The organism is Microbacterium sp. 4NA327F11, from assembly GCF_005503465.1.
Lineage (GTDB): Bacteria > Actinomycetota > Actinomycetes > Actinomycetales > Microbacteriaceae > Microbacterium > Microbacterium ginsengisoli.
Genome location: NZ_SCOB01000003.1, coordinates 130,280 through 142,564 on the forward strand (window position 1 = coordinate 130,280; position 12,285 = coordinate 142,564).

The following is a 12,285-nucleotide window of genomic DNA, read 5'->3' on the forward strand; positions in this document are numbered from 1 at the left end:
CGCCCGCCCGTAGACTTGTCGGGCTATGGATCCCGAAGCCCTCTCCACGCTCCTGCTCGATGTCGTCCGTCCCGCCGTCGAGCGGCGACGCGAGGGCGCGGGCGGCGAGCTCGCGGCATCCGACATCGTCCTCGAGCGTCCCAAGAACCGCGACCACGGCGACTGGGCCTCGAACATCGCGCTCAAGCTCGCCAAGGGCCTCGGGGCGAACCCGCGCGAGCTCGCGACCGAGATCGCCGACGCCCTGACGGCGGCGCCCGGCGTCGCGAGCGTCGAGGTGGCAGGCCCCGGCTTCATCAACATCCGACTGGATGCCGCGGCCGCCGGCGCACTCGCGAAGGTCATCGTCGAGGCGGGCGCCGCGTTCGGCACGAACGAGAGCCAGCACGGCAACACGATCAACCTGGAGTTCGTCAGCGCGAACCCGACCGGTCCGCTGCACATCGGCCACACGCGCTGGGCGGCGCTCGGCGACGCGGTGGCGCGACTGCTCCTCGCGAGCGGTGCGACGCTCGTGCGCGAGTTCTACATCAACGACGCCGGCGCGCAGATGGAGCGCTTCGGCCGCTCGGTGCTCGCCGCGGCCACCGGGGGAGAGGCCCCCGAGGACGGCTACGCGGGCGCCTACATCGACGACCTCGGCCGCCGGGTGCTCGCCGCCCGCCCCGACATCGCCGACCTCGACGCCGACGAGGCGGTGATCGTCGCGCGCGATCTCGCCTACGAGTACCAGCTGGGCGAGATCCAGGCCTCGCTCGCGCGCTTCAACGTGCACTTCGACGTGTGGTTCTCCGAGCGCGTGCTGCACGCACAGCCCGAGGACGGCGGGCCGAGCCTCGTCGACGAGGCGGTCGACCGGCTGCGCGCCCAGGGACACGTGTTCGACCAGGACGACGCGGTGTGGGTGCGCACGACCGCGTTCGGCGACGACAAGGATCGCGTCATCCGACGCTCGAACGGCGAGTACACCTACTTCGCCGCCGACGCCGCCTACTACCTGAACAAGGGCGACCGCGGCTTCGCGCACAAGATCTACCTGCTCGGCGCCGACCATCACGGCTACGTGCACCGACTCAAGGCGCTCGCGGGCGCGGCGGGCGACGACCCCGACCGCGACATCGAGGTGCTCATCGGCCAGCTCGTCTCGGTCAACGGTGCACGCCTCAGCAAGCGCGCGGGCAACATCATCGAGCTCGACGACCTGCGGGACTGGCTCGGCACCGACGCGCTGCGCTACTCCCTCGCGCGCTACCCGGCCGACTCGCCGCTGACGCTGGACCCCGAGATCCTGCAGAAGCGCACGAACGACAACCCGGTCTTCTACGTGCAGTACGCCCACGCGCGCACGCACAACGTCGCCCGCAACGCGGCCGACTCCGGGGTCGACCGCTCGGCCTTCGCACCCGAGCTGCTCACGCACGAGACCGAGAGCGCGCTGCTCGGGGCGCTGCAGGAGTTCCCGCGCATCGTGGCGTTCGCCGCCGAGGTGCGCGAGCCGCACCGCGTCGCGCGCTACCTCGAGGAGCTCGCCGGTCTCTATCACCGCTGGTACGACAACTGCCGCGTCATCCCGCTCGGCGACGACACGATCGACGACGTGCACCGCACCCGCCTGTGGCTCAACGACGCCACCGGCCAGGTGCTGCGCAACGGCCTCGATCTACTGGGTGTGAGCGCCCCCGACCGCATGTGAGGCATCCGTGACCGACGACGCCCCCTCGACGTTCCCGTTCGAGATCCCCGAGCAGGATGCCGCGCCGCGCCGCCGGCGCCGGTGGGTCGTGTGGGTCGTCGCGATCGTCATCGTGGCGGTGCTCGCCGTGGCGGCCTGGTTCGCCGGCGACGGGATCGCCCGTGCGATGGTGACCTCGGTCATCCAGCAGCAGGTCAAGAGTCAGCTGGCGCTCCCGGCAGATCAGCAGGTCGACGTGCAGTTGTCGGGTCAGGTCATCCCGCAGCTCATCGGCGGGCGTCTCGACGACGTGCGCGTCTCCTCGTCACAGGTGAGCGCCGGAGGGGTGACGGGCGCGGCCGACGTCACGCTGCACGGCCTCGACCTGTGGAACGATCACGCCATGACCGGCGGCGAGGGCACCATCCGCCTCGACGAGCAGCAGCTGCGCACCCTGCTCGCCGCACAGCAGGGATTCCCTGCGGAATCGGTCGGGCTGGCCGCGCCGAACGTGACGGCCTCGAGCCAGCTGTCCTTCCTTGGCGCGCAGATCCCGGTGTCGATCGCGCTCACGCCGTCCGCGAAGGACGGTGCACTCGTGCTCACCCCGGCCTCGCTCCAGATCGCGGGCGCGACGGCCACCGCCGACGACGTGCGGGCACGATTCGGGGCGCTGGCCGCGCCGCTCACCCAGTCCTGGACGATCTGCGTGGCCGGCAGCATCCCCCGTGGCATCACCCTCACGGGGGTCTCGGTCGAGGCATCCGATCTCGCGGCGACGTTCTCGATCGACGGCAGGATCCTCACCGATGCCTCGCTGCGCCAGAAGGGCTCGTGCGGCTAGCCGCCCATCCCCGGCGCTGTATGCCCGGTGCCCTAGACTCGTGCCGTCCCGTTGTGTCACCGCGCCGCACGGTGCGGGCGCGTGGGTTTCACCGCGCCGCAGCATCCGTCGATTGGTTCCCGTCCGTGTCCGCCTCGCCCGACCGCCCCACCGTGCCGACCTGGCTCGAGGTGCCGCGCGACGCCAATGACCTGGCTGAGCGTGTGTGGCCGGCGTCGGCGACACGGGATGCCGCGGGCGCGCTGCAGCTCGCGGGCGTCACCGCACCGGCGCTCGCGGCCCGCTTCGGCACCCCTCTCTACGTGATCGACGAGGACGAGGTGCGGGGCCGTGCTTCCCACATGCTCGCGGCCTTCACGGCGGCGGCGGCACGACATGGGGTGTCGGCGCGCGTCTACTACGCCGGCAAGGCGTTCCTGTCGACCGAGGTCGTGCGCTGGGTGACCCAGGAGGGTCTTGCCGTCGACGTGGCGAGCGAGGGTGAGCTCGCCGTCGCGCTCGCGGCCGGCGCGGACCCGTCCCGCATCGGCGTGCACGGCAACAACAAGTCCGTCGCGCAGCTGGAGCGCGCCGTCGCCGCGGGCGTCGGCTCGATCGTCCTCGACAGTCTCGAGGAGCTCGATCGGCTCAGCGCGATCGTCGCTCGCACCGGGGCGACCCAGCCGGTGCTCGTGCGGGTCGTGAGCGGTGTGCACGCCGAGACCCACGACTTCCTCGCGACCGCCCACGAGGACCAGAAGTTCGGCTTCGCCCTCGCCGATGCGCCGGCGGTCGTCGCCCGCATCCGTGCGACTGTGGGCCTGCAGTTCATCGGACTGCACTGCCACATCGGCTCCCAGATCTTCGGGTCTGCCGGCTTCGCCGAGTCGGCCCGCCGTCTCGTGGCCGTGCACGCCGAGCTGCTCGCCGCCGGTGCCGTGCCCGTGCTGAACCTCGGTGGCGGGTTCGGCATCGCCTACACCCGGGTCGACGTGCCGAGCCCGATCGACGAGCTCGCGGAGCAGATCGTCGACGGTGTCGCGCTGGCGTGCGCCGAGCGCGGCATCCCGATCCCCCACCTGGCCTTCGAGCCCGGACGCGCGATCGTCGGGCCCGCCGGCGTCACGCTGTACACGGTCGGCACGGTCAAGCCGGTGCGGGTCTCCGACGACCTCACCCGCACCTACGTGAGCGTCGACGGCGGGATGAGTGACAACGCCCGCCCCGCGCTGTACGGCGCCCACTACTCCGCGCGACTCGCGAGCCGTGTGAGCAGCGCCGATGCGGCACTCGTACGCGTGGTGGGCATGCACTGCGAGTCCGGCGACATCGTCGTCGACGCCGAATACCTTCCCGGGGACGTCGCCGCCGACGACCTGCTCGCCGTGCCCGCGACAGGTGCCTACTGCTTCTCGCTCGCGAGCAACTACAACTACGTGCCCCGCCCGCCCGTCGTCGCCGTGCGCGGCGGCGAGGCGCGCGTGATCGTGCGCGGAGAGACCATCGATGACCTCCTGGCGCGCGATGCCGGGGTCGCCCTCGAAAGGAACGCATGACCGACTACCGACTGCTGCGCGTCGCCCTGTTGGGCGCCGGCGCGGTGGGCAGCCAGGTGGCCGCCCTGCTGCTCAAGCACGCCGACGAGCTCGCCGACCGCGCGGGCGCCCGTCTCCAGCTCGCAGGGATCGCCGTGCGCAGCCTCGACGCCCCGCGCGACACGGAGCTCCCTCGCGAGTTGTTCACGACCGACGCGGCGAGCCTCATCGCCTCGAGCGACATCGTCATCGAGCTCATCGGCGGCATCGAGCCGGCCCGTGAACACATCCTGAGCGCGATCGGCTCGGGCGCCGACGTCGTCACCGCGAACAAGGCGCTGCTGGCCACCCACGGCCCCGAGATCTTCGAGGCCGCCGACCGCGTGGGCGCCTCGGTCTACTACGAGGCCGCTGCCGCCGGCGCCATCCCCATCATCCGTCCGCTGCGCGACTCGCTCGCGGGCGATCGCGTGCGACGCATCATGGGCATCGTCAACGGCACGACGAACTACATCCTCGATCGCATGGACACCGAGGGTGCCGAATTCTCCGACGTGCTCGCCGACGCGCAGCGCTTGGGATACGCAGAAGCCGACCCGACCGCCGACGTCGAGGGCTACGACGCCGCGCAGAAGGCCGCGATCCTCGCAAGCCTTGCCTTCCACACCGCTGTGCCGCTCGAGGCCGTGCACCGTGAGGGCATCACCGCCATCGACAAGGCGATCATGGATGCCGCGCGTCACGCCGGCTACGTCGTGAAGCTGCTCGCGGTGTGCGAGCGCCTCGACGGACAGGACGACAGCCCGACCGGTGAGGCGATCTCGGTGCGCGTCTACCCGGCGCTCGTTCCCCGCAGCCACCCCCTCGCGAGCGTCCACGGCGCCAACAACGCCGTGTTCGTCGAGGCCGAGGCCGCCGGCCCTCTCATGTTCTACGGCGCCGGCGCCGGCGGCGTGCAGACCGCGTCCGCCGTGCTCGGCGACGTCGTGTCGGCCGCACGCCGTCACATCGCCGGCGGTGTCGGCGTGGGGGAGTCCACGCGCGCCAACCTCCCCGTCGTCGAGGTCGGCCGCGTCGTGACCCGCTACCAGATCACGCTCGAGGTCGTCGACCAGCCGGGCGTCCTCTCCACCGTCGCCGGACTCCTCAGCGACGGCCACGTCTCGATCGCCACGGTCGAGCAGACCACCACCATCGGTGAATCGGATGCCGCGGCCACCGCGCGTCTGGTCATCGGCACGCACAAGGCCAAGGAGCAGGACCTGAGCGCCACCGTCGAACAACTCGCCGCGAGCGAGGTCGTCGCACGGGTGGTCTCGGTGCTGCGCGTCGAAGGGAACTGACATGGCACACGTCTGGCGCGGAGTCCTGCGCGAATACGCCGACCGCCTCGGGGTGACCGAAGCATCCACCGTCGTCACGCTCGGGGAAGGCGGCACGCCGCTCATCCCGGCCGCGGCGCTGTCCCAGCGCACGGGCGCCGACGTCTGGGTGAAGTTCGAGGGCATGAACCCGACCGGCTCCTTCAAGGATCGCGGCATGACCGTCGCGCTCTCCCGCGCCGTCGAGCACGGCGCGAAGGCCGTCATCTGCGCGTCGACGGGGAACACGTCCGCGTCGGCCGCGGCCTACGCGGCGCACGCCGGCATCACCGCCGCCGTGCTCGTGCCCGAGGGCAAGATCGCGATGGGCAAGCTCAGCCAGGCGGTCGCCCACGGCGGGCGCCTCATCCAGGTGCGCGGCAACTTCGACGACTGCCTCGAGATCGCCCGCGAACTCGCAGCGCACTACCCGGTGCACCTCGTGAACTCCGTCAACCCCGACCGCCTCGACGGCCAGAAGACCGCGGCCTACGAGGTCGTCTCGCAGCTCGGCGACGCCCCGGACTTCCATTTCATCCCGGTCGGCAACGCCGGAAACTACACGGCCTACACCCGCGGCTACCGTGAGGAGGCCGACCGCGGTGTCTCGACCCGCGTGCCGCGCATGTTCGGGTTCCAGGCCGAGGGCTCGGCGCCGCTCGTGCGGGGCGAGGTCGTGAAGAACCCCGAGACGGTGGCGAGCGCCATCCGCATCGGCAACCCCGCCTCCTGGGACTTCGCGATCGAGGCGCGAGAGGCCACCGACGGCTACTTCGGCGCGATCGACGACGCACGGATCCTCGCGGCGCAGAAGCTCCTCGCCGAGACGGCGGGCGTGTTCGTCGAGCCGGCCTCCGCGATCAGCGTCGCGGGCCTGCTCGACCGTGCCGAGGCGGGCGTCATCCCCGCCGGCGCGCGTGTCGTGCTCACCGTCACCGGCCACGGGCTCAAGGACCCCCAGTGGGTGCTCAAGGGCGCGGACGGCGTCGACGTGACCCCCACGGTCGTCGACGCGGCGACCAGCGAGGTCGCCTCGGTGCTCGGCCTCGCGCCCGCCGAGGCATCCGCGTGAGCGTGCCCCCGGGTCGTCGCGCCGTCGTCCGCGTGCCGGCGACGAGCGCGAACCTCGGCCCGGGCTTCGACACGCTCGGCCTCGCGCTGAGCGTCTACGACGAGGTGACGGTCACAGCCCTCGCCGACGACCGTCTCGAGATCGAGGTCACCGGCGCGGGCGCGGACGGTGTGCCGCGGGATGCCTCGCATCTCGTCGTGCGTGCGATGGCCTACGCGTTCGAGGCCGTGTCGCGCACGCTGCCCGGCATCCGGCTCGAAGCCCACAACGTCATCCCCCACGGCCGCGGCATGGGGTCCTCCGGCGCCGCGGTGGTGTCGGGCCTGCTCGCCGCGAAGGGCCTGCTCGAGGGTGACGTCGAGCTCGGCCCCGACCTGCTGCTGCGCCTCGCGACCGAGCTCGAGGGGCACCCCGACAACGTCGCGCCGGCGTTGTTCGGCGGCCTCACGATCGCCTGGGTCGACGAGCTCGGTCCGCAGCACAAGAAGCTGCTCGTGCACCGCGGCGTCTCGCCGATCGTGTTCGTGCCCGAGTTCACCATGTCGACGTCCGTGGCGCGCTCCCTGCAGCCGCTGCAGGTGTCGCGCGAGGACGCGGTGTTCAACGTGTCCCGCTCGGCGCTGCTGATCGCCGCGCTGACCCAGAGCCCCGAGCTGCTGATGGCCGCCACCGAGGACAAGCTGCACCAGAATTACCGGGCCGCAGCGATGCCGGAGACCGATCTCCTCGTGCGCGAGCTGCGCGCGGCGGGGTTCCCCGCCGTCGTGTCGGGGGCGGGCCCGAGCGTGCTCGTGCTCGCCGACGGCCCGGGCCGTCGCCTCGAGGCGGCGGCCCTCGCCGCGACGCGCACCGAAACGCCGTGGGAGGCGCTCATGCTGGCCGTCGATGTGAGGGGTGGTACAGTGAACACCGACGCGGAGGGTGCCTCGTAACGTCGTTTACACGGCCTCCGTCGCAATCTGCGAAACCGCGCGATCCCTGAAATCCGATTTCCGAGCCACGCTCGATCGGTCCCGAGGATCCTCTTCGGGTGGGCGGATGTCTCTCTGTCGATGTCCGTAGTCGTCGCGCGCCCCATCCTCTACAAGGGAGTACTCGTGGAGTCCATCTCCGAGATCCAGACCGAAGACAACACCACCCCGGCCGACGCGGCGCTGCCGTTCGAGGGCCCCGACATCGAGGTGCCGAGCGACCAGCCGGCGCCGGCCGATGCCACCCCCGCGGCCGCCGACGCGCCCGCTGCCGAGGCCGACGCACCCGCGCGCAAGACGGCCCGTAAGCCCGCCCGCCGCCGCGTCTCGGCACTCGCCGCCGACCTCGGCGTCGACGCCAAGACCGTCATCGCTCGCGCCGCCGAGCTCGGTGCGAGCCTGAAGAGCGCGCAGTCGGCCGTCGACGACGACCTCGCTGCGCAGCTCACCGCATCCTTCGCCGAGCCCGCTGACGCCGCCGCGGTCGAGCCGGCGGCGGTCGACACCGTCGAGGGTGACCTGGCCACCGAGGGGGATGCCGCGGCATCCGCCGCCGACGAGGCGCCGGCCGACGCCGCCGCGGCCGGTGAGACCGAGGGCGCCGAGCAGGCCGACGGCGAGCCCGCCGAGGGCGAGCAGCCCACCGGTAGCCGTCGCAGCCGTAGCCGCAACCGGAACCGCAACCGCAACCGCAACGCCAACGGCGGCGAGCAGGGCCAGGCGCCCGCCGCGAGCGAGTCCTCGGACGACGCGCAGGCCGCCCCGGCGATCGCCGGCGGCGCGCAGACCCCCGCCCAGAGCCGCAACCGTCAGCGCAACAAGCGCCGCGGTCAGAGCCAGACCGGTGACGAGTTCGAGACCGAGATCGGCGAAGACGACGTGCTGCTGCCGATCGCCGGCATCCTCGACGTGCTCGACAACTACGCCTTCGTGCGCACGACCGGCTACCTTCCCGGCCCGAGCGACGTCTACGTCTCGCTCGGTCAGGTCAAGAAGTACAACCTGCGCAAGGGTGACGCGATCGTCGGCGCGATCAAGCAGCCGCGCGAGAACGAGGCACCCAGCCGCCAGAAGTACAACGCCCTCGTCAAGGTGGACTCGGTCAACGGCCTCGCCCCCGACGACGCCGAGAACCGCGTCGAGTTCGGCAAGCTCACCCCGCTCTATCCGGAGGAGCGCCTGCGTCTCGAGACGGCGCCGGAGAAGCTCACGCAGCGCATCATCGACCTTGTCGCCCCCATCGGAAAGGGTCAGCGCGGCCTGATCGTCGCGCCCCCGAAGGCGGGCAAGACGATCGTGCTGCAGCAGATCGCGAACGCGATCGCGACCAACAACCCCGAGGTCCACCTCATGGTCGTGCTCGTCGACGAGCGGCCCGAAGAGGTCACCGACATGCAGCGGACGGTCCGCGGCGAGGTCATCGCCTCGACCTTCGACCGTCCCGCCGAAGACCACACCACCGTCGCCGAGCTCGCCATCGAGCGCGCCAAGCGCCTCGTCGAGCTCGGTCGCGACGTCGTCGTTCTGCTCGACTCGATCACCCGTCTCGGCCGCGCCTACAACGTCTCAGCGCCCACGAGCGGCCGCGTGCTCTCGGGCGGTGTGGACGCCTCGGCGCTGTACCCGCCCAAGCGCTTCTTCGGCGCGGCGCGCAACATCGAGAACGGCGGCTCGCTGACGATCCTCGCGACGGCGCTCGTCGAGACCGGCTCCAAGATGGACGACGTCATCTTCGAGGAGTTCAAGGGCACCGGCAACAGCGAGCTGCGTCTCTCGCGCCAGCTCGCCGACAAGCGCATCTTCCCGGCCGTCGACGTGAACGCGTCGAGCACGCGCCGCGAGGAGATGCTGCTGTCGGCCGACGAGGTCAAGATCACGTGGAAGCTGCGCCGCGCACTCGCCGGCCTCGACGCCCAGCAGGCGCTCGAGGTCGTGCTCGGCAAGCTCAAGGAGACGCAGTCGAACGTCGAGTTCCTCGTGCAGATGCAGAAGTCGATCCCGGCGCCCGCCGGTGGCGGCCACTCGCACGGACACGAGAACAACATCCGCTGATCCGGGTTCGCCGTGGCTGAACCCGCGATGTTCGACTCGGTCCGCCAGCTGATCGACGAGCACAAGGCCGTCCAGGAGGAGCTCTCCGACCCGGCCGTGCACGCCGATGCGGCGCGCGCGAAGCGCGTCAACCGGCGCTACGCCGAGCTGTCGAAGATCGTGCACGCCTACGAGGCGTGGGGCGCGGCATCCGATGATCTGGATGCCGCGCGCGAGCTCGCCCGCGAGGACGACGCCTTCGCGGCGGAGGTCCCGGCGCTGCAGGAGCGCCTGGCGACCCTGCAGGAGCGCCTGCGACGCCTGCTGATTCCGCGTGATCCCGACGATGCGCGCGACGTGATTATGGAGATCAAGCAGGGCGAGGGCGGCGCGGAGAGCGCGCTGTTCGCCGCCGACCTGCTGCGTATGTACCTGCAGTACGCCGCCTCGATGGGGTGGAAGACCGAACTGCTCGAGCGCAACGAGTCCGACCTCGGCGGTTACAAGGACGTGCAGGTCGCGATCAAGGGCGCGGCCAGCGACCCGTCGCAGGGCGTGTGGGCGCATCTGAAGTACGAGGGCGGGGTGCACCGCGTCCAGCGCGTTCCCGCGACCGAGTCACAGGGACGCATCCACACCTCGACGACCGGGGTGCTGGTGTTCCCCGAGGTCGACGAGCCCGAAGAGATCCACATCGACGCGAACGACCTGAAGATCGACGTCTTCCGGTCGTCGGGGCCGGGGGGTCAGTCGGTGAACACGACCGACTCCGCGGTACGCATCACCCACCTCCCGACAGGCATCGTCGTCTCGATGCAGAACGAGAAGAGCCAGCTGCAGAACCGCGAGGCGGGAATGCGCGTGCTGCGCGCACGCCTGCTCGCCCAGCAGCAGGAGGAGCTTGCGGCGGCCGCCTCCGACGCGCGTCGATCGCAGATCCGCGGCATGGACCGCTCGGAGCGCATCCGCACGTACAACTTCCCCGAGAACCGCATCGCCGACCACCGCACCGGCTACAAGGCGTACAACCTCGACCAGGTGATGGACGGCGCCCTCGCGCCGGTCATCGACGCGTGCATCGCCGCGGACGAGGAAGAGCGTCTCGCGGCCCTCGCCGCGGACTGATCACACGCCGCGCCCGCTGCGCACCCATGCGCACCTCGCACCGCGCGCGGTCACGCCGCGCCCCACCTCGGGCCGCGTCATCCGCGACCTCGTCGCCGCCCCGCGGGCCGTGTCAGATGTGGTACTCGGGCGTGGTCAGGATGCTGCGCGTGTCGTCGCCGTCGCGGCGCGGGCGCGCCTTGGCGGGAATGCCGACGATCACGGAGTCGTCGGGCGCGTCGCGCGTGACGACGGCGTTCGCGCCGATCACGGATCCCGCACCGATGCGGATCGGGCCGAGCACTTTCGCGCCCGCGCCGATCGCCACTCCGTCGCCGATCGTGGGGTGGCGCTTGCCGGCGTCGCGCGTGCGACCGCCGAGGGTGACCCCATGGTAGAGCAGCACGTCGTCGCCGACCTCGGCCGTCTCGCCGATGACGACGCCCATGCCGTGGTCGATGAACAGGCGCCGGCCGATCGTGGCGCCCGGGTGGATCTCGATACCGGTGAGCCAGCGGGTCAGCTGCGAGCCGGCGCGGGCGAGGAAGCGCACCCGGCGCACCCACAGCGCATGCCACACGCGGTGCGACCACACCGCGTGCAGCCCGGGATAGAGCAGCGCGATCTCGAGGGAGGAGCGGGCGGCGGGGTCGCGGAGGCGGGCGGCCGCGAGATCCTCCCGCAGCCGCCGCAGCATCCCGCCGCCCGTCATCTCACTCCTCGCGCAGGTGCTCGTAGAGCGCGGTCGAGAGGTAGCGCTCGCCGTTGGACGGGATGATCACGACGATGTTCTTGCCGGCGGCCTCGGGGCGCGCAGCGATCTGCTGGGCGGCCCAGAGCGCCGCACCGGACGACATGCCGACGAGGATGCCCTCGCGGGCACCGGCCTCGCGGGCGACACGGATCGCATCGTCGAACTCGACGTCGATGACCTCGTCGATGATCTCGCGGTTGAGGATCGCGGGCACGAAGTTCGGGCCGATGCCCTGGATCTTGTGCGGTCCCGGGTGGCCCTTGGTGAGGATGGGGGAGTCGGCCGGCTCGACGGCGATGACCTTCGCGCCGGGCACGCGCTCCTTGAGCACCTCGCCGACGCCGGTGATGGTGCCGCCGGTGCCGATGCCGGCGACGAAGTAGTCGACCTGGCCGTCGGTGTCGCGCAGGATCTCCTCCGCGGTGGTCTTGCGGTGGATCGCGGGGTTCGCCTCGTTCTCGAACTGGCGGGCCCACACGGCGCCGGGGGTCTCGGCGACGATGCGCTTGGCCTCTTCGACGGCGAACGACATGCCCTTGGTGGGGTCGGTGAGCACGAGCTCGGCGCCGAACGCCTTGAGCAGCAGGCGGCGCTCCTTCGACATCGACGCGGGCATCGTGATGATGACGCGGTAGCCGCGGGCGGCGCCGACCATGGCGAGGGCGATGCCGGTGTTGCCGCTCGTGGACTCGACGATCGTTCCGCCGGGCGTGAGCTCGCCGGAGGCCTCCGCGGCGTCGACGATCGCGATGCCGAGGCGGTCCTTCACGCTGGATGCGGGGTTGTAGAACTCGAGCTTGCCGAGGATGTGGCCGCCGAGGCCTTCGCCGATGCGGCTGAACCGCACGAGCGGCGTGTTGCCGAACGCGCTGGTGATGTCGTCGTGGATCGCGGGCATGTCGGGGCTGCCTTCTCTCGCTGGTTCCCTGTCGTCGCGCGTCTATGCGCGCACCGCGCCCAGC

The 12,285-nt window shown here is 71.5% G+C and carries 10 protein-coding genes; 8 read left to right on the forward strand and 2 right to left on the reverse strand.

What is annotated here, in order from left to right; genetic code table 11:
- Positions 1-25: 25 nt before the first annotated feature.
- From FFS51_RS03360 to prfA, 8 genes are all read left to right on the forward strand, one after another.
- Positions 26-1,693, forward strand: a complete 1,668-nt coding sequence (locus tag FFS51_RS03360; RefSeq protein WP_137877522.1) for an arginine--tRNA ligase — start codon at positions 26-28, stop codon at positions 1,691-1,693.
- A gap of 7 nt (positions 1,694-1,700) precedes the next feature.
- Positions 1,701-2,516, forward strand: coding sequence for an LmeA family phospholipid-binding protein (locus FFS51_RS03365; protein ID WP_137877523.1), 816 nt, complete (start codon positions 1,701-1,703; stop codon positions 2,514-2,516).
- Between the two features lie 125 nt (positions 2,517-2,641).
- A complete protein-coding gene (lysA, locus tag FFS51_RS03370; RefSeq protein ID WP_137877524.1) occupies positions 2,642-4,051 on the forward strand; it encodes a diaminopimelate decarboxylase in 1,410 nt (469 codons plus the stop codon).
- Positions 4,048-5,373, forward strand: coding sequence for a homoserine dehydrogenase (locus FFS51_RS03375; RefSeq protein ID WP_137877525.1), 1,326 nt, complete (start codon positions 4,048-4,050; stop codon positions 5,371-5,373). The genes lysA and FFS51_RS03375 overlap by 4 nt, the downstream gene beginning before the upstream one ends.
- 1 nt (position 5,374) lies before the next feature.
- Positions 5,375-6,463 carry a threonine synthase gene (gene thrC / locus FFS51_RS03380; protein ID WP_137877526.1) on the forward strand — a complete coding sequence of 363 codons (1,089 nt, stop codon included), beginning with the start codon at positions 5,375-5,377 and terminating at the stop codon, positions 6,461-6,463.
- Complete coding sequence (thrB, locus tag FFS51_RS03385; protein ID WP_137877572.1) at positions 6,454-7,395, forward strand: homoserine kinase; 942 nt, start codon at positions 6,454-6,456, stop codon at positions 7,393-7,395. Before thrC ends, thrB begins: the two co-directional genes overlap by 10 nt.
- A 165-nt stretch (positions 7,396-7,560) precedes the next feature.
- Entirely contained in the window at positions 7,561-9,486 is a 1,926-nt protein-coding gene (gene rho, locus FFS51_RS03390) for a transcription termination factor Rho (protein ID WP_249352640.1), read from the forward strand.
- Positions 9,487-9,513: 27 nt separating this feature from the next.
- Entirely contained in the window at positions 9,514-10,590 is a 1,077-nt protein-coding gene (gene prfA, locus FFS51_RS03395) for a peptide chain release factor 1 (RefSeq protein ID WP_137877528.1), read from the forward strand.
- Between the two features lie 112 nt (positions 10,591-10,702).
- On the opposite strand, the gene epsC is transcribed toward prfA, so the two are convergent.
- Both epsC and cysK read right to left on the reverse strand, forming a co-directional pair.
- Positions 10,703-11,281: a serine O-acetyltransferase EpsC gene (epsC, locus tag FFS51_RS03400; protein WP_212742771.1), complete on the reverse strand. Its 579-nt coding sequence runs from the start codon at positions 11,279-11,281 to the stop codon at positions 10,703-10,705.
- Position 11,282: 1 nt separating this feature from the next.
- Positions 11,283-12,221 (reverse strand): cysteine synthase A, encoded by a 939-nt coding sequence (gene cysK, locus FFS51_RS03405; protein WP_045246667.1) that lies wholly within the window; start codon positions 12,219-12,221, stop codon positions 11,283-11,285.
- Positions 12,222-12,285 lie beyond the last annotated feature (64 nt).

What these genes read in the sequence shown, in the direction of transcription:
- FFS51_RS03360 (WP_137877522.1), top strand. Translation starts at nt 26, where the DNA reads ATGGATCCCGAAGCCCTCTCCACGCTCCTGCTCGATGTCGTCCGTCCC.
- FFS51_RS03375 (WP_137877525.1), top strand. Translation starts at nt 4,048, where the DNA reads ATGACCGACTACCGACTGCTGCGCGTCGCCCTGTTGGGCGCCGGCGCG.
- thrC (WP_137877526.1), top strand. Translation starts at nt 5,375, where the DNA reads ATGGCACACGTCTGGCGCGGAGTCCTGCGCGAATACGCCGACCGCCTC.
- prfA (WP_137877528.1), top strand. Translation starts at nt 9,514, where the DNA reads ATGTTCGACTCGGTCCGCCAGCTGATCGACGAGCACAAGGCCGTCCAG.
- epsC (WP_212742771.1), bottom strand. Translation starts at nt 11,281, where the DNA reads ATGACGGGCGGCGGGATGCTGCGGCGGCTGCGGGAGGATCTCGCGGCC.
- cysK (WP_045246667.1), bottom strand. Translation starts at nt 12,221, where the DNA reads ATGCCCGCGATCCACGACGACATCACCAGCGCGTTCGGCAACACGCCG.